General features: G+C 62.1%; 14 protein-coding genes. 11 read left to right on the top strand and 3 right to left on the bottom strand.

Annotation, left to right across the window (positions count from 1 at the left end):
• Position 1: 1 nt before the first annotated feature.
• From tssJ to EJ076_RS13185, 9 genes are all read left to right on the top strand, one after another.
• Positions 2-454, top strand: coding sequence for a type VI secretion system lipoprotein TssJ (gene tssJ, locus EJ076_RS13225; protein WP_126068141.1), 453 nt, complete (start codon positions 2-4; stop codon positions 452-454).
• 39 nt (positions 455-493) lie between these two features.
• Positions 494-1,828, top strand: a complete 1,335-nt coding sequence (gene tssK / locus EJ076_RS13220; protein ID WP_126068140.1) for a type VI secretion system baseplate subunit TssK — start codon at positions 494-496, stop codon at positions 1,826-1,828.
• Positions 1,829-1,832: 4 nt separating this feature from the next.
• Entirely contained in the window at positions 1,833-3,155 is a 1,323-nt protein-coding gene (gene icmH, locus EJ076_RS13215; RefSeq protein WP_126068139.1) for a type IVB secretion system protein IcmH/DotU, read from the top strand.
• A 1-nt stretch (position 3,156) separates the two neighbouring features.
• Positions 3,157-6,693, top strand: coding sequence for a type VI secretion system membrane subunit TssM (gene tssM, locus EJ076_RS13210; protein ID WP_126068138.1), 3,537 nt, complete (start codon positions 3,157-3,159; stop codon positions 6,691-6,693).
• Complete coding sequence (tagF, locus tag EJ076_RS13205) at positions 6,690-7,235, top strand: type VI secretion system-associated protein TagF (protein ID WP_126068137.1); 546 nt, start codon at positions 6,690-6,692, stop codon at positions 7,233-7,235. The genes tssM and tagF overlap by 4 nt, the downstream gene beginning before the upstream one ends.
• Positions 7,124-8,320 (top strand): DUF2169 domain-containing protein, encoded by a 1,197-nt coding sequence (locus EJ076_RS13200; RefSeq protein ID WP_126068136.1) that lies wholly within the window; start codon positions 7,124-7,126, stop codon positions 8,318-8,320. The genes tagF and EJ076_RS13200 overlap by 112 nt, the downstream gene beginning before the upstream one ends.
• A 65-nt stretch (positions 8,321-8,385) precedes the next feature.
• Complete coding sequence (locus tag EJ076_RS13195; protein WP_126068135.1) at positions 8,386-9,327, top strand: hypothetical protein; 942 nt, start codon at positions 8,386-8,388, stop codon at positions 9,325-9,327.
• A 10-nt stretch (positions 9,328-9,337) separates the two neighbouring features.
• Positions 9,338-10,417, top strand: a complete 1,080-nt coding sequence (locus EJ076_RS13190; protein WP_126068134.1) for a PAAR-like domain-containing protein — start codon at positions 9,338-9,340, stop codon at positions 10,415-10,417.
• Positions 10,418-10,441: 24 nt separating this feature from the next.
• Positions 10,442-11,290, top strand: coding sequence for a hypothetical protein (locus EJ076_RS13185; RefSeq protein WP_126068133.1), 849 nt, complete (start codon positions 10,442-10,444; stop codon positions 11,288-11,290).
• Between the two features lie 57 nt (positions 11,291-11,347).
• Here the strand turns inward: EJ076_RS13185 and EJ076_RS13180 are convergent, their stop codons facing one another.
• Genes EJ076_RS13180 through tssI form a run of 3 tightly spaced genes read right to left on the bottom strand, consistent with a single transcriptional unit; the run spans position 11,348 to position 15,188 of the window.
• Entirely contained in the window at positions 11,348-12,427 is a 1,080-nt protein-coding gene (locus EJ076_RS13180; RefSeq protein ID WP_126068132.1) for a HEAT repeat domain-containing protein, read from the bottom strand.
• Positions 12,427-12,852 carry a DUF6484 domain-containing protein gene (locus EJ076_RS13175; protein WP_109661603.1) on the bottom strand — a complete coding sequence of 142 codons (426 nt, stop codon included), beginning with the start codon at positions 12,850-12,852 and terminating at the stop codon, positions 12,427-12,429. Before EJ076_RS13175 ends, EJ076_RS13180 begins: the two co-directional genes overlap by 1 nt.
• 8 nt (positions 12,853-12,860) lie before the next feature.
• Positions 12,861-15,188: a type VI secretion system tip protein TssI/VgrG gene (gene tssI / locus EJ076_RS13170; RefSeq protein ID WP_126068131.1), complete on the bottom strand. Its 2,328-nt coding sequence runs from the start codon at positions 15,186-15,188 to the stop codon at positions 12,861-12,863.
• Here tssI and tagH point away from each other — a divergent pair.
• Both tagH and tssL read left to right on the top strand, forming a co-directional pair.
• Positions 15,169-16,500, top strand: a complete 1,332-nt coding sequence (tagH, locus tag EJ076_RS13165; RefSeq protein ID WP_348639817.1) for a type VI secretion system-associated FHA domain protein TagH — start codon at positions 15,169-15,171, stop codon at positions 16,498-16,500. The genes tssI and tagH overlap by 20 nt on opposite strands.
• Before the next feature lie 303 nt (positions 16,501-16,803).
• Positions 16,804-18,309: a type VI secretion system protein TssL, long form gene (gene tssL, locus EJ076_RS13160; protein WP_126068130.1), complete on the top strand. Its 1,506-nt coding sequence runs from the start codon at positions 16,804-16,806 to the stop codon at positions 18,307-18,309.
• Positions 18,310-18,318: the final 9 nt, after the last annotated feature.

Here is an 18,318-nt window from a genome sequence, read left to right as displayed (position 1 = left end):
CATGATCGATCGACGCGAATTCATCGTCGCCCTGAGCGCAACCGGGCTGCTTACGGCTTGCCAGAGCGGCCCGCCAAAACCATCGGTAATCACCATCAACGTGACTGGAGGGGCCGGCATGAACCCCGGACCAGGCGGCGGCGACCGGCCGGTGACGGTCCTCGTGATGCGGCTGCGCAGCACCGGAAAATTCAATTCCGCCGACTACTTTGCCCTGCAGGGGGACGCCGGCTCCGCGCTGGCAGGCGATCTTATCGGATCCGACCAGATTGCCGTCGGGCCGGGAAAATCCGCCTCCAAGACCATCACCGTCGAGCCGGATGCGACGGCGCTGGGCTTCGTTGCACTGATCCGCGAGCCTACTGGCAGGAACTGGCGGACGACCAAGTCAGTGTCATCGGGATCAAAGTTCACAATCAATGTCACGCTTGGCAGCGGCGGCATTTCCGCCTAGCGGCCAGGGCAAGGGGAGCTCAATGCAGAGAGTAGCGGCATGAGCGATGCAAACAGGGTGTTGTGGTCCGAAGGTCTGTTTCTCCGGACCCAGCATTTCCAGCAGCAGGATCGTTTTTTCGAGGCGACGGTGCGCGGCGCGTTGCAGGCCGGGCAGTTGCATACGTTCGGCTTTCAGCAGCTGACGCTGGATCAGCCATTGCTGGAGGCCGGCCAGATCTCGATCCTGTCCGCACGAGGTATCTTTCCGGACGGGACGCCTTTCTCCATTCCAGACATGATGGACGCGCCGCGACCACTGCTGGTCACCCCGGACACGGGCGCCGGGCCGGTGCTGGTCGCCTTGCCGCTGGAGCCTCCCGGTGGTGTCGGCTTCGATCCGGCACACGCCGCCGCCTCGGGAGCCCGCTATCACGGGCGGATCGTTTCGGTGCGTGACGCCGTCCAGGGCGGTTCAGACCCTGAGGAAATCGAGATCGCCCGTCCACAGGCGCTGCTGCTTGCACCCGGCAAGTCAGTCGGTGGCTACACAGCCTTGCCGATAGCCGACCTCAAGGGGGTTCGAGCCGATGGTGGCGTCTCCGTGGACGAGGCTTTCCTGCCGCCGGCACTGATTACCGGCGCGGTGGCCTGGTATCGGCAATTGCTTCTGGAAGTTGTCACGGGCCTCGACCAGATCGCCGAGGCGCATGGCAAGATGGTCATGGGCGGGCCTGGGCGCAGCGTCGAAGATCTGCTGATGCTCAATCTCGCCAACGCGGCGCGTCCGCGGCTGGCCCACATGCTGGCGCAGGATGTCTTCCATCCGGCCGAGCTCTACCTGGAGCTTGCCGGGCTCGCCGGTTCGATGGCGACCTACGGATCGAGCGCGCGTCGGCTGGGCGAGTTGCCCGCCTACGATCACATGGCGCCAGGCCCCGCCTATTCGGCGCTGGCGGACGCGTTGCGCTCGCTCATCCTCAGCCTGCGTTACATCGAGCCGAAATCGCGGGCACTGCCGGTCATGCGACATTCGACCAATGTCTGGAAAATCCGCATCGACAACCCGAAGCTGTTGGTGGCCAGCCGGATCGTCATCCGGGTCGGTTCGGAGCTGTCGGAGGACGCGCTGCGCAAGATCTTCGTCAATCAGGCGACTGTCGGCTCGGCCGACCAGTTCGAGGGCCTTTGGAAATCGCGTTTGCCTGGCATTCCGCTGAAACCGCTTCACTCCCAGCCGCGCGAAATCCCCTACGACGGTGATCGGCTATGCCTCGAGCTGGACCAGAAAAGCGAGCACTGGGCGTCGCTGCTCGAGGCTCCCGGCTTCGTCATCGGCGTTTCGGGCGTGTTGCCGAGCGAGCCGCAGGTGGACTGCTATTCGGTGAACAGGTGAGATCATGAGCCGCGATGATCCGTTCGGACTGTCGGAGGATCGCGAACGCACTCGCATACGATTGACCGGCGCGCCGATGCCGCGACCCATGGCGCCACTGTTGCCGGGCGCGGTGGTGAAGCGGTCTCGCACGCATCCGAACGCGCTTGTCAACGCATTCGCCCCCTTGCTCGAGTTCGCTCCCGAGCTTGAAAGTGCGCTGCCGCCGGAGAATCCGGAAGCGTTGCGCACCCGGCTGCTCGAAGAACTGGTTCGGGCACGCGACATGGCAATGTCGACGGGGTCCTCGATGGAGAGGGCCGACCAGGCAGCCTGGGTGGTGGCGGCGTTGCTCGACGATCTGGCTCTGAACACGCCATGGGGCGGGCCCAGCGCCTGGCCGCGGCAGCCGCTTGTGGTCATGCTGCGCGGCGATGTCGATGCCGGCACGCAGTTCTTCACGCGTCTCGACGAACTGGAACGCCATCCCAACCGCGATCGCGAATTGCTGGAGCTGCAGTATGATTGCATGGCGCTCGGCTTCCGCGGCAAATATCGCGTGCCCGGGCGGTCAGGCGACCGCTCGCTGAACGCCGTTCGCGTGGCTGCGGCACGCTTCCTGCGCGATGCCGACGCCGAAGGCGCGCCACTGTCGCCAAACTGGAAGGGCGTGATCGCATCCGACGAGCCGCAGCGCTTCATCGTTCCGATCTGGGTCATGGCGCTCGGTGCCGCGGTTGTCGCCACTGCCATCCATATCGGGCTCTCGATGGGACTGAGCAGCCAGGCAGTCGAGCTTTCCGCACTTGTGCGCGCGTTGCCGCCGCCTGCACGCGGCGACATCAGCCGTACGTCGCCCAAGATCGAGGCCCCGCCACCGGAGAAAGTGGATTTTGCGCTGTTGCCGGAATTTCAGGCCGGAGCGCCGGCCGACCTCAGATCCGCCCTTAGCGGCACCGAGAGCGTCTCGCTGGCCAAGCTGATCATCCAGGCCTCCAACCCCGAACTGTTCCAGTCGTCGCGGCCACAACTGACCGAAGGCTTCGAGCCCCTGATCGGTTCGATCGCCAAGGTGATCCTTGCCAATCAGGAGCTGATCGGGAACATCACGGTGATCGGTCATACGGACGGCGTTCCTCTGCAAAAGACCAATCCGCTGTCGACCAACCAGCGACTGTCCGAGGCTCGCGCCCAGACGATTGCCGACATGCTGGTCCAGAACGGAGTGCCACGGGACCGCGTCCATTCCGAGGGCCGCGCCGCCACCGATCCAGTGGCCAGCGACAGCACGCGCCAGGGGCGAGCCTTGAACCGCCGCGTCGAGGTGCTTGTCGAAAAGAGGCTGTGAGATGTTCATCCTGCGCTTCTTCTGGGCGGTTCTGACATCGCGCTGGCTGTGGACGCTAGTCGGCATCACGCTGCTTTCCCTGGTTATCTGGGTGTTCGGTCCGATCGTCAGGGTCGGTCCCTACGAACCGTTCGCCTCTGAAAATGTGCGCATCGTCATCATCGCGCTGCTGGTCATCTTCTGGCTGATCTGGCTGATCGTCGCCCAGCGCCGGGCGATCCGCGCCAACCGCATGTTCGTCGCGGAGATTGCGGCGCCTGCGGTGGAAAAGCCGCTGAGCCCCGGCGAAGAAAACGTCGCTGCCGTGGGTGCCAAATTCGGCGAGGTGATGGCCGAACTGAAGCGCCGGAAGCTCGGCGGACGCAAGTTTCTGCGCGAGATGCCCTGGTATGTGATCGTCGGGCCGCCGGCCACCGGCAAGACCACGGCCTTGCGGCAGTCCGGACTGAATTTTCCGATCGACCTCACGGACGACCTGCAGGGGGTCGGCGGCACGCGCAACTGCGACTGGTTCTTTTCCGAGAACGCGGTTCTGATCGACACCGCCGGCCGCTATGTCCAGCAGGAGAGCCAGCCCGATGTCGACGCGGCGGAATGGCTGGGCTTCCTCGACCTTTTGAAGAAGCATCGCGGCCGCCGCGCGCTCAACGGCGTGATCGTCGCGCTGTCGATCGACGTGCTTTCGGAGGGCGACGAGGCCATCAAGGCGCACGGCCGCAAGATCCGCCGCCGGTTGGCCGAGCTCAACGACCGGCTCGAAATCCGCCTTCCGGTCTATCTGATGCTGACCAAGGCCGATCTGATCAAGGGTTTCGAGGCCTTCTTCGGCGGCTTGTCCACCGCCTCGCGCGAGCAGGTATGGGGAACGACCTTCGCGCTGGATGCGCGCGTGGATGCCAAGACCATCGAACGAGAAATTTCGACACTGGCGACGGAACTCGAGCGGCGGCTGGTGCCGCGCCTGGAGGATGAGGAAAAACTCGCCGCCCGTGCCGAGATCTTCCGGTTTCCCGCCCAACTGGCAAGCCTGTCCGAACCGATCCAGGTGCTGGTCGAGGCGATGTTCGGCGAAAGCCGGTATGAAGAGGCTGCATGGCTGCGCGGCCTCTATCTGACATCGGCGACCCAGGAAGGCGCCCCCATCGACCGGCTGACCGCGGCGCTGTCGTCGTCCTTCGGTCTTCCGCCACGGCGGGCCCTGCCCGCACCAAGGGTCGAGAAACGCAGCTTCTTCCTGAAGAACCTGCTCACCGAAATCATCTTCAAGGAAGCAGGCCTCGGTACATTCGACCCGCTGGCGCAACGCCGCCGGGCCTGGATCTGGCGCGGTGCTGCGGCTGCCTGTGCGGCAGCAGGCTTGTTGGCCAGTGCCGTGTTTGCCTGGTCCTACTACGACAACCGCAATGCGATCTCGGCCCAGGCAAGCCAGTTCGAAGCGCTGCAGACACCGCTGACCTCCGTTGCCGCAAATCCGGCATCGGTGCAGCAGCCCGCCATCGACAGCGCGCTCGAAGCGATGGACGCGGTCGCAAATGCCCGGACAGCACCGCCGGGCGCTGCCCAGGATCTGCTGGGGCCATCGGCCTCGGCGGAACTGGTGCGGGCTCAGACCGACACCTACGATCACGCCCTGCGCAACGTGCTCGAGCCGCGCATGGTGGCCCTTCTCGAGGCCACCATGTGGCGGCAAATCCGCGATCCGGATTTCATGCTCGGCGCCCTCAAGACCTATCGGATGATGACGGGCCTGTCGCAGATGGATCCCGACTTCGCCCAGAACTGGTGGGTGAACAGCCTGCCCGAATTCGCGGCCGCGGCACCATTTCCAACGGCCGACGCCGAAGAGCATCAGCTTGCCGCCATCCGCCGGATGACGGTCGACGAAAGCTATATCGAGCCCGACCAGGCCCTGGTTGCCGAAGCGTTGAAAACGGTGTGCACGATTTCATTGCCGGCGCGCGCCTACAAGCAGTTGCTGGCCGATCCGGAGGTGGCCGGTCTCAAGGAATGGATCCCGGCCAATTTCGCTGGCCCCAACGGGGGCAAGGTGTTTGCGCGGCGTTCCGACAAGACACTTCGGGTCGGCATTTCCGGAGCATTCACCTATTCCGGCTTCCACGACGCCATTCTCGACCGCATCGACGATGTCGCCGCACAGGCTGCGCTCGATCGTGCGGTTTTCGCCGGCGGCTGCTCGGAAAATTCCGAAACCTCGGTCTCGGCGCTGTCCGAGGATATTCTGAAGCTCTACTATGACGACTACATCGCGCAATGGGATAGCTTCCTGCGCGACATGCGGCTCGCGCCATTGACCGATCTCAATGTCGCCAGCGAAAATCTGAAGGATCTCTCGAGTGCCGATTCAGCCCTGAAGCGGCTGCTTACGGCGGTCGTCCAGGAGACCGAACTGACGCGCTCCGACGAGGCGCCCGCCGACGACAAGGCGGCAGCCAAGGGCGCCTCCAAACTGCTCGGCAAGCTTGGCAAGCTCGGCAAGCTGGCGACAAGCGGTGCGAAACTGCTTCCCCGCGCCGGGTCGGCCAGCGAGGTGGACCTGACCGGCAATCTGGTGGCCGAACATTTCAAACCGCTCAAGAGCACCATTGCCGAGGTCGACGGCCAGCCGCCGGCATTGGATGCCGCCGTTGTCGCGCTGACCGCGCTTTCGAACGTCCTGCAGACGGTCACCGCGAACCCCAATCCGCAGGATGCCATCAAGAAGCAGGGTGGCCTTGCCGAACTGACGGGTGCGGTGGCCAGGCAGGCACAGATCCTGCCCGACCCGATCAACAACTGGCTGGGCGGGATTGCCGGCGACACCAGCAATTTGACTCAGAAGGCGGTCACTTCGGAGCTCAACGCCATCTGGCGGGCTGACATACTGCCTTTCTGCCAGGCTGCGCTGAACGACCGCTATCCATTCAGCGCCGACAGCGCGGTGGACGTCAATGTGCGTGATTTCGCCAGGCTGTTCGGACCGGCCGGGCTGATCGACGGTTTCATCAATGACCACCTGATCAACTATGTCGACACGACCAGCCAGCCATGGAAATGGCGCGCCGATTTCGGCCTCGATGCTTCGGCGCTGGCGGCGTTCGAGCAGGCCAGGCATATCCGCGACGATCTGTTTCCCGGTGGTACGGGACCGGTGATGAGCTTCACGCTCGAACCGAAAGATCTGTCTCCGAACGTCACGCGCGTGACGCTCAATCTCGATGGCCAGACCCTCGTCTATTTCAACAACGCGACACGGCCGCAACCGATGACCTGGCCCGGCAAGGACGGCACGGGAGTCATCTCGCTCGCCTTCCAGCCCATCGACGGTTCGCCCGAGATCATGCTTAACGAGACCGGCAGCTGGGCGTGGCTGAGGATGCTACGCAACGGCCGTTTCGCCGGCACGTCACTGTCCGATGTCTACAGCCTGCGCCTGGGAACGAAGGGAATGTGGGCCGATTTCGAACTCAAGGCCGCCAGCGTCGAAAACCCCTACAACCTCCAGATGTTCAAGAAATTCTCATGTCCGCCGCAGATATGACCTTGCCCGGCTTCTACGGCAAAATGCCCGCCACCGGCGATTTCGTGACGCGGCGGCTGACGGGCGACTTCGTTCGCGGCTGGGACCGCTGGCTGGCGCAGCATCTCGTCCCGCTGTTCGGCTCGGAATTTTGGCCAAGCACAACCGCGCTGCGCTTCCTGGCTGGCCCGGCTTGCTTCGGCGCATCGGCGGGCATCATTGTGCAAAGCGCCGACCGGGTCGGCAGGCAATTCCCCTTGAGCATCGTCGCCCAGCTTTCTGAAGCTTCCGTTGGGCTAGCTGATGCCGAGGCATGGTTTTCCAGTATCGAAGAGGCGGCCATCGCAGCCCAGAACGGCGAATTGACGCCCGACGAACTGGATGCCGCGCTCGCCGGACAGCCGGTGCCGCTTGTCGAGCCAGGCGAAGAGGTCATCAGCGATATGGTGATGTGGACGGCCCGTTCGGACATTTTCGACATCGATCCGCAATCGCCGCAAATGACGCTGGAACAAGTTCTCACTGCAAGTTGGGAGGCCCGGTCGATGCAGGGGCAAATCTGATGTTCGTCAGCCAGAACACGACACCGTTTCTCGCCGAGACTTTTCCTTATCAGGACAAGCATTGCGTGAAGTTTTGTGTTGCCGTGATCCGGGCGACGTACGACGTCGATGAACACGGCAACTGCACGCCCAGCAAGAAGCAGTCGCCTTTCGTCTACGCCGACACCCATTATGGCGATCCGGAAATCACCTCCATTCGCGTCGAGACCGACTTTGCCCCTGTCAAACCGAAATGCGAGGTTCTGCTCGACGCCATGGCGGTCGCTCCGAAAGGGAGGCAGGCGGAAGCGATCGAAGTGCGCCTGGTTGGGCCGGGATTGGACAAGCGCGCGGTGGTCACCGGCCAAAGACGCTGGTTCAGAGGTGGGCTCGGCATCCAGGCATCACGGCCGCACCCCTTCATCTCAATGCCGCTGGCATGGCACCTCGCATTCGGCGGCACCGACCGAACCGATCCTGATCCAACCAAGCATCGCGGTGACGCCGTCAACCCGATCGGAAGCGGTTACCTTGTCGGCCAGGGCAACATTGACGGCACACCGCTGCCCTGTGTCGAGCATCCGCAATCGCGCATGGCTATCTGGAACGACCGGCCCAACCCGGTCGGCTTTGGTCCAGTGCCACGCTTTGCCAAGGAACGGGCGCGCTATGCCGGCACCTATGACAAGCATTGGATGGAAAACGTCTTGCCGTTGTTGCCGCAGGATTTCGACGACCGCTACTTCCAGGCAGCCCCCCCGGATCAGTGGCTCGACAAGCTTTCCGAAGGCATGATCTTCGGCTGCCTGGGCATGAACGAGAGCGGCAAGTTCAAGGTGAAGCTACCGGCGATGTCGGTTCCGGTGCGGTTCATGTTCGACGACAGGACCGAGCACAAGCTGGTGGCGCCAGATACCCTGACCATCCTGCCGCACGAGGCGAGGATCGTTCTGGTCGGACGGGTAAGCACGAAGCTGCCCCGGAAATTTGTGAAACTGCAACAGGTCCAGGTGGGGAAGGAGCCAGAGCCGATCAGTGGCAAGCCGCACTACGCCGGGTTGAAGGAGGCTGTGGCGGCGTTGGCCGGAATGCGTAGAAAGAAATGACCGCTATTTCCTGCATCAGCCTCGTCTGCCCTGTCGGCTACACGCCGGCAAGTGCTGCTGCCGCCATGCGGGCGAGCATCTCGGTATTCGAGGAGTTGTCGTATCGGGGCAGCGGCGGTCAGCCGCTTCGCGGAGCCAGGGTTGAGGCTGTTCGGCGTGAGACGCGTGGCCGGAGCCGTCTTGCGGCACTGGCTCGACTGGCCGTCGACCATATCGATGCGAATGCCGCCGCCCTGCTCCCTTGGGGCGAGATGCCGTTTCTCCTGTGCACACGCGACGCCGATATGCCCGGCGCGCGCATCAACGGCATCCTGGCCGGACTGACGGCGCCAAACGGTGCGCCGCTGGCTGGCGAGCGCTCCTCGCATATCACACATGGGCAAATCTCGGCTTTCGTCGCGATCGAACAGGCGCGCAAGCTGCTGAATGAGCGCAAGGTGGAAGCCTGCCTCATCATGGCGATCGACAGCCTGATCGACGCGCGCTCACTCAGCTGGCTGGACAGCCAAATGCGACTGAAGACGAGCGAAGTGACGGATGGCCTCATCCCCGGTGAGGCGGCCTGCATTCTGGTCATCAGCAAACGTCCGATCGTTGCCGGTTCTTTGCGGTTGCGAGGGCTGGGCCTGGCCATCGAAAAGGCAACAGCCAGCAACGAGGAACCGTTCCGGGCCGATGGCCTCAGCGCGGCATTGAAAGCCGCACTTGGCGAGGCAGGTGTGCAGATGCACGAAATTGCGTTCCGCCTCAGCGACGTCGGAGGCGAATCTTACGCATTCGAGGAGCTCGTGCTGGCGCAGATGCGAAACATGCGCAAGACGCGTCCAGGACAGCCTGTATGGCATGCCGCCGACTGCATAGGCGATTGTGGAGCGGCGGCTGGCCCGCTTCAATTTGCCTGGGCGGAGCAAGCATTCAAGCGCGGCTATGCTCCCGGCGAATTCGCGGCGCTGCACGGCAGTTCGATGGCGTTCGGCGGCCGAGCCGCCGCCGTGGTTTCGGCGTAACGGAGCGACGATGACGAAAAACGTCTTTGCCGGAAAGTGGGAGATCGCCGCCGAGAACGGGATGAACAAGTCGATCGCGCGGTTTCCGGACGTATGCATGTCACCACCATCGCCGCCAGCGGGGCCGATCCCGATTCCTTATCCCGATACGTCGTTCTCGAACAATCTGAAGAGCGGCTCTTCCACGGTGAAGATCGGCGGCAAGGGCGCGGCGCTGGCGCAGGAGTCGTATTACCAGGAGTCTGTGCTAGGCGACGAGGCGGCGACGCGCACCTTCGGCGCGAATGTCGTCACACATCAGATCACCGGCAAGACCTACTTCCAGGCCTGGTGCATGGACGTGAAGTTCGAGGGCAAGAACGTTTGCCGGCACTTCGACATCACCACCAGCAACCACGCCTCGGGCGGAACGACGACGGCGCCGCTTACATCGCTTGAGATGATGGCCATCACTGTATTTCAGCAGAAGCTTGATTCGGGTATTTGTCCTTGTTGCGATGAAGCAGCCCACGAATGGCAAAAAGACCCTAAGGGGGGAATGTTTAAACTCGTTACTGAAGACCGGTTCTTGAGCAAGAGAGTGGGCGCAATTCCCGATTCCAGTTCCATGAAAGGGGCGTTGGTGAATGCCGCCAACGACCTGCTCGCAAAGAAGGCTGCCGCCAGGGCCGCAGCCAAAGCCAACCCGGCGGCTGCCTGCAACAACGTCCATCCCGAGCGAACCGACCCCTGCGCCCTGTATTGCGATATCCCCGCGGGCACCAGATATCCGCCGGCGACCCCGGGCGGCAAGGGCAAGACACCAGCACAGAAGTGCTCCGAAAATTTCAGGGAAGCCAAGCGCAAGCAAACGATGCGATACTGGGAGGGAAAGTTGAACGCCGGGAAGCCGCCCGACCAGCATGTCAAATTTGGCAAGAAAGAAAAAATCAACCACAAAACCCCGAAATTTGGTGGGGGATGCAGCAGCCCTAAAAACACTGTTCCGGAGAGCGCGATGGGTGGGCCAGAGTGCGCCGATATCGAGACCGCTCAGACCACCTTCGAGACCGAAATGAGCAGAGTGGAGCAGTCCCTTGGCCTCACTTGAGTCTCCTCACTTGAGTCTAAAGCCATGAATCTTAGCGACCTGGCTCTCGGGTTCCATTTGCCGGACGTCGACCTCGGCAGTCTCGATTATCGCGAGTTGATCCGCAGCAAGTCCGACTGGAGCGTCGTCGCGGGGATCATACTGGCCTGCCGGGAAGGCAACTTCGAATTCCTCAAGGACGTACATAAAGTCATGCAGAGGAACGACGGTTACCTCCTCTGGAGTGCGTGCATCAACATCGTTGGATACGCCGGCACCTGGGAGTCCGTTGTCAATCTTTCCCAACATCTGAGCGCCAATGGCGGTGAAGCGGAGAACGCCCACTTCATTGCAGTCTTGTTTGGCACGTCCTGTGACTTGCGAGCGGTGGACAAACTGCTCCACATCTACATGACTACAAAGGAACTCGACACGCTGAACCAGATCCGTGCGGACCTTTCTTCGCTGCTTGAACCCACGAACGGAGAAGTGTTCGACGGGATCGATGATGACGGCGATGGCGATGACATGCCCTCCAGGGATGGGAGGGAGCGCTACTCGCAGGTGGTTCGCAAACGTCGCGATGCCGTTCTTGCAACACTGCCCGATTCCCGCCCGCCTGTGTTCGAGGGGCAGATTTATAGCGTCATTGCCACAGCACGAAGGCTGCTTGAGCAGATCGAGGCGGAACCGGAATACGGGGAGCGCTTCTTTCGTGGAAAGATGATTTTCGAGGCAGCGACTGGCACTGATTGCTCCGGTTTTTTTGACGAACTCGGCCGATTAAGGCGCATCCAGGCAAGCGCTGTTCTCGAAGGCTTCTTCGATCGTGAAGATCTGAACAAGTATCAGGTTGGGCAACGTTACTTTTTCAATTACCCGATCCCAAGCTAGGCACTGCACTTTCCTTGCGGTGTCCTACGTCTGCAGTCGCGTTCGCAGATCCCACCTTCATGATCGTGTGGTGGCGGTCTGCGCCAGCCACGTCTTCACCTTATCCGGCAATGCGAGCCGTACCACGTCATCCTCGAAGTGCTTCGCGAAGGCCGATCCCAGTTCCATCGGATCGACGGTGAACAACTTCGTCTCTTCCCTGGCTTCGGGATAAAGCTCCAAAAACGCCGTGCAGGCCGCTACCGCCACATCGGGCTCGCGCATACGCTCGATGAGCCAGGCCAGAACGGACCTATCGCCCAGCATACCGATGCCACGCACCGCAAGCGGCGCCGTCGGTAATGTCCTCATCAGCCCGCCCATCCACGCGCGGATGTCCTTGTCCGGCCCGGCTTTGACCAGCGCACGCATCGCAACCATGGCGTGGGGTCCGGCGGCGGTTGCGATTTTCCTGAGTTCCTGGCGCGTAAGATCGCCGGACCCCAGTTCGACGAGTGCCCATGAGGCCCATAGGCGGACGCGTTCATCCCCGTGTTCCAGCGCAGATTGGACATCCCGCCCCAGATCGAAACGTCGAAGTTGACCTGCGAGACGCAAGGCGGCAGCCCGCACCCTTGAATCGTTGTCTTTGACCAGCCGGGCCAAAGTCGCGCCCGGGTCGACATTGTGCACAATGCATGACGAGACGCCGAGGAAGCGGGTGAAGGAATCCTGGCTACCGATCCACTCGCGCACAAAAGGCCCGATCGCCGCCGGCTTGTGCCACGCAAGCGCGCCGACCAAGCCTTTGGCATCATCGGCCGTCAGGCTCCCGAACTCGACCGCTTGTGCCACCTTCCCGCCATCAGCCAGTTCCAGTGCCATCCAAGCGAAGGCGAACAGCTCGCCTTTCTCCGGAAAATTCTCGTGCTGCGCGATCAGAAATGGCCATGTAGCAGTGCCCGCGATGCGCAGGCCGTCGAGGTTTGTCTCCAGCCGCTCGTCGATCTGGGCGATGACCTTGGCGTCGGGCGGATCCTCGGCGGACCAGCTGTCACGCTGCGCCCACAGGAAGGCGACGAGTTCCGCATGTTGGCGCACGACCTCCGTCGCGATGCGAACCGGGCGTTCCCCTTCTGCCTTCGACGACGTTCGCATCAGTTCAGGTTGATCGAGCCGCCGCGAATGCGTTGCGCACCACTGGCATGACTGGTGATGTGAGCGCCACGAATGGTGATGCGGCCGTCTGCCTCCATCAGGATCGTCGCCTTGCCGCATCGCAATTCCAGGCGATCCTCGGCGGTGATCTGCACACGCTGTTCATCCCGGATCACGTGTGGAGTCGCTTTGGGGCGGTTGGGCTCGACGATCCGGCCGACAATCAGAGGCCGGCGCGGGTCACCTTCCTGAAACAGCAAGGCCACCTCGCAGCCGATCATGTCCGACGACAACTCGCACAGGCTGCGCGCTGGCAACGCCGTCTTCTCCGGATTGCCGGGAAAAACGACCAACGGGGACTCCTCCCCGAATCCCAGGAAGGCGCCGATCACCACGCCGTCGATCTTGTCCCTGACCTTGCTCATCGTCGCCCTCAATTCTCGTTGATCTTCGAGCCTTTGATGATCACATCGCTCGACGCCTTGATATTGATCGTGCCCGAGCCCTTCACGGTAATATCCTTGCCCTCGATGATGATCGTGCCGTCTTTCTTCATCACGATCTGCGCGCTTCCGGACTTCAGCGTGATGGACTCCTTGGCGTCGAGCGTGAAGTTCTTGCCAACGTCGATGACTCCGCTTTCGCCGACGTCGATCTTGCTGCCTTTGGCGATCTTGAGCATGTGCCCGCCGCCGACGTCAGTGCTGTCGTTGGATTTGATGTTGGCTATGCGTGAGGCGCCTACATCGGTCGCCTGCGACGCGGCGATGGCGACGGTCTGCCCGGCGCCTATGCTGATGCTCTGATCGGCGCCGATGGTCCAGGTGTCGCTCGTCCCTATGCTGTGCGTCTGGCTGATGCCCACGCTCACCGAGCGCGTCGCCCCGATGGTGTTGGTCTGCATCGCTCCAACGGTCCTCGTCTCCGCGGCACCGACGGTGTCGATGCGAGCCGCGCCAACGGTGACTGTCTGAACCAGGCCCACGGTCTGCGAATGATTGGCGTCGATATTCTCCGTCGAGTTCGACACGACATGAATCGTCTCGTTGGCCATGACCGTCAGCGACCGGTTCTTGCCCACCGTCTCGGTGTCGTTGCTGCCGATATTGGTGGTCTGGTCGACGCCGACTTTGACCGTCTTGTTGTTGCCGACGTCCTCGTCGAGGTTGTGGCCGATGGAATGCTTGGCGTCGTGGTCGATGCGGTCCGACTGATCGTGCTGCACCAGCTTGGTTCGGTCATGCTTGATCAGAAGGTTGTGATCCTTCTGCGCCTGGAAATTGACCAGTTCGGAGCCGGCCTTGTCCTCGAACATCAGTTCGTTGTAGCCGCCGCCGCCGAGCGAGGAGTTCGACTTCCAGCCGGATTGCGTGGCATTCGCCGGCAGCCCATAGGGCGGCATCTGCGAGGCATTGTAGACCCGGCCGGTGATGATCGGCAGATCAGGGTCGCCTTCAATGAAGTCGACGATCACCTCCTGGCCAATGCGCGGTATCTGGATAAAGCCCCAGCCGCTGCCGGCCCAGGTCTGCGAGACCCGCACGAAACAGGAGCTGTTCTCGTCCTTCTTGCCCAGGCGATCCCAGTGGAACTGCACCTTCACCCGGGCGTATTTGTCGGTGAATATCTCCTGGCCCGACGGGCCGACAACCGTTGCCGTCTGGGGCCCACGCATGATCGGCCGGGGCGTGATGCGCGGCGGACGATAGGGTAAGGCGGTCGGCGCTACGCCGAGGATCACCTTGAAGTTCTCGCTGTCGACGTCGGCATGGCTTCTGTATCCCGGATCGAACAGCCTGTATTCGGCACTGACCACCAGATACTCCTGGTTCTGGTCCTCGCGCGGAAAGCCATCCAGCTTGAACGTGCAGCCCGAAAAAAGGCCGCGGACAGTGCCGACCGCGGCGATGCGCTGGTGGACGGCCTGGATTTCCTCGCGCCGGATCGCAGCGAGGTTGTCGCCCCGGCCGACTTCGAGATGCGCGCCGGGCTGGCGATAGTTTTCGCCGGCGGCCAGTTTGTGACTGAACGGCTGGGCCGACTTGGCCATAAGGTCGGCGCCCGGCTTCTTGAAATCATAATCGGTGTGGGCATAGGCGCCCGGGCGCACCGAACTGCCCGGTATCCATTCGGTGATGTACTCGACATCGCGCCGGGAGCCCTGCCCTTCAAAATGATAGGGCACTTTCTCGTAGCCCGGCGCTGGCTTCAGCTTGCTCATCGCATCGGTCAGGACAAGCGTGTGTTTGCCCTCGTCATGCTCGAAAAAATACAGGATGCCTTCATGCTCGAGCAGTCGCTGGACGAAATCCAGGTCGGTCTCGTCATACTGCACGCAGTATTCGCGCGGAGGGTAGGATCCCTGCAGACGCAGATCGAATTCCGCCGTGCTGTATTTCTTGAAGACGTCCTTGACGATGTCGACGACGCTCTTGTTCTGGAAAATACGGCAATCGGTGGTGTTGCCGAGGAACCAGAGCCATGGCCTGACGACTGCTTCGTAGTAGGCCAGCCGGTCTTCGATGCGGGTCAGCCGAAACTCGGACACGAGGCCGCTGAACCACCGTTTCGGATCGGATTCACCTTCGACCGAAACGACACCCCCCAGCATCTTCAGCGGATCGATATCGGGGCTGGGGCTGACGAACCCTACCGTATAGGCCAAACAACGGCTGATCTCATCGCGCCCGACAAGATGCGTGAAGGTCAACAGCTCGGCGCCAACAGGTGTCTGCACAACCGTGGCACGTTCGTTCGGCATGGGTCGTGCCCCTCCTGGACGCGGCCGCCAGCGTGGTGGATTTAAAGTTCCCGCTCTATTAACAAGATCACGCTCAGAAACTTTTCGATCCGCCGCACAAGGCCATGTTGAGCCTACCACATGTTGTCCAGCAGACCAAAGGGACGGGGGGCGACTGAACCCTGCCCTGTCAATGCATCAGCTCGAAACGCTACTGTCCTGTTGTGCGCGCAAACTGCTAGTATGTGGAGTATCGGTCAGCGTTCGACGGCGATCCTGGATGTACATCAGTCTGCAAATCAACAGTATCGACTCCTTGCCCGCTGATATCCCGACCGGCTACGCGGCGCGTGATCGCGGCTTCGAAATCGGACGCGAGGCTTGTGACTGGACCTTGCCGGACCCGGACAAGTTCATCTCCGGTCGGCACTGCGAGGTCCGATACGAGGCAGGCGCGTTCTGGTTGCACGATGTCTCGCGTAACGGAACCTACATCAACGGATCGAGCCAGCGTATGACCGGCCCGCATCGGCTGAGCCATGGCGACCGGATGCTGATCGGCCGCTATGTCATCTTCGTATCGATCGACGACGAGCGCGTCACGACAGGTCATCCCAGCCACAGTTCGACACAACGAGAAATGCCGGCCGCGACAGGCCGGCCGCTGGAATTCGCCGCCGAGCCGTTCTTCACTCCACCGGAGCAACAGTCCGGGCAGCGGGTTCCGGCTCCGGCGTTCTCGTCGCAAGCGCCACTGCCCTCGACCAGAGACGAAGTCCTGCGGGAAATCGCGATCGCGGCCGGCATCTCGCCGGAATTGCTTCAATCGCGCGATCCGCATGAAGTTGCCGCCGAAATCGGCACGGTCCTGCGGACAGTGGTCGAGGAGCTGGCCATGCTTTTGAAAGCGCGCGCGGCCGCGAAAATGCTGGCCAAGAGCACACAACGAACGATGATCAGCGCCGCCGACAACAATCCCCTGAAGTTCGTCCCGGGAACCGACGACATCCTCGAAATCATGTTCGCCCGCCGCAGGGTCGGCTATCTTGATGCCAGGCGCAGCATCGAAGATGCATTCCGCGATCTCAAGACGCACGAATTCGCCACCTATGCCGCCATGCAGGCTGCGCTATCGCGGCTGCTTGATGACCTGTCGCCCGAGGCGATCGGAAGGAAACTCCCCCCTACGTCGTTCTCGTCGAAGAAAAGCCAGGCCTGGGACGCTTTTGTCGCGACCTGGCGAACCATGGAGGAGGCCCATGAGAACGGCATGCTGGACATATTCCTGGCCTATTTCAGCGAAGCCTATGCCAAGGCCGACAAGCAAAAATAGACCGGCCCAAAGGGGATGCGAGGCTGAAGTCGACGAAGAAAACCTCTTCGGTGCGCGGCATCCGGTTCCAATAGAGAGTTTCTGAGATTACGATCACATACGACACTTCGCTAAGCGGGTAAGGCTGATCGACCTGGGGGGTCTGCGGCAAATGTCATCTTTCGGCGGGATAGTAAGATATAGCCGACCTTTCGCCGGACACTGCCAGGGTCGGCAGGGGTTGCATTTTCTTCACCTGACGAGAAACCGTTTTGCGCCTGTGTCGCCCAGTCGCGGGCACGCCGCCTGCACGGACGATCGGCCATGAGTTCGAAAGACGATCCTTTCGGCCCGGCAGGCAAGACCGTCATTCGCGCCCCTCCACGGCGTGAGCGAAAACCGGTGCCAGTCCCTCAGGAGCCCGTCGCGGATGGCGGGCAAGCCTCGCAGATCAAGGATTCGACAGTGTTCGATCCCGGCGTCGGCCGGCATGCACCGCCGGGCTGGACATCCGGGACCGTGATTTATCAAGGAGCTCCTTCCGGAGCGGCAGGAGGCGTCGCTTCCGCGGCGGCGCCGGCTCTACGGCAGGAGACCCTGCTCAACGTCACGGACAGTGTCAGATATTCCGCAACAAACCCGATCCTTGCCGCGGCCGCACCGTTGCTGATGCTGTTCGGCCAACTCAGGCTTATCGCCATCGAGAGACAAGCCGGGCCGTTGGCCGAACATGTCACCGCGGCGATTGATAGATTCGACAGGACACTGGAGAAATCAGGTGTTGCCGAAGAGGATGCGCGGATTGCGAAATTCGTCCTCTGCGAAACCGCCGACGATCTCATCGGCAACCTGCCTTGGCCACAGAAAGACGCTTGGGCGCAGCACAGCATGCTGTCGCAGTTCTTTCACGTCGAGCCCAGCGGCACAGGCTTCTTCGAAGCGCTGAACAAGATCCTGGCCAGTCCCGAGGCACACTACGATCTGCTCGAACTGATGCATGTCTGCCTGTCGCTGGGGTTCGAGGGCCAGTACCGGGGCCTGACGCGCGAAGACAGCAATCTCGAACGCGTTCGGCGCGACGTTTACGAAACGCTTCGCTACTTCAGGGCACGCGCGGACGCCGACATCTCGCCCCGCTGGCAGGGCTTGGCGTCGACCATGACGCAATCGTCGACACGCGTGCCGCTCTGGGTCGTCGCGGCAGCTGCGTCGGCGCTGCTGACTGCTGCATTCTTCGCGCTGCGGGTCTTCATCACCAATGAAGGCGATGCCGCCGCCGGTGAATTGCTGGCTCTCACCCCATCGACGCCGATCGCCATCGAACGGGCCAGCGTAGCCCCGTTGGCCGAACCGGTGAAAGTCTCCCCACCCGCAGCCACAACCACGCAGATCGATCGCATCCGTTCGGCACTGGCCAAGGAAATCGAAGGCGGCGGGCTGACCATCGGCACGAAGGGCGACTTCATCGTGGTCGAAATCAACAATCTCCTGCTGTTCCAGTCCGGCAGGGCCGAGGCGAAGCCGGAGTTCCAGCCCATTGCCGCCGATATCGCCGCGGCCCTGGAACCCGAGCGCGGACCAATCAGGATCGTCGGCCATACGGACAATGTGAAGCCGCGAAAATCGAGCCCGTTCAAGTCCAACTTCGATCTTTCCGTCGCCAGGGCGAAGGCTGTCGAAACAATGATGGCACCGAAGTTCAGCGATCCTTCGCGACTGACGGTCGACGGCAAGGGCGAGGACGAGCCCATCGCCGACAATGCGACGCCGGAAGGCCGCGCCAAGAACCGCCGTGTCGATGTGATGATCGCCAAGGAGGAAGCATTGTGAGCACGGCAA

The organism is Mesorhizobium sp. M7D.F.Ca.US.005.01.1.1, assembly GCF_003952545.1.
GTDB classification, from domain to species: domain Bacteria; phylum Pseudomonadota; class Alphaproteobacteria; order Rhizobiales; family Rhizobiaceae; genus Mesorhizobium; species Mesorhizobium loti.
The sequence above is the reverse complement of the archived record's forward strand: the minus strand, read 5'-3'. Positions and strand labels throughout refer to the sequence as shown.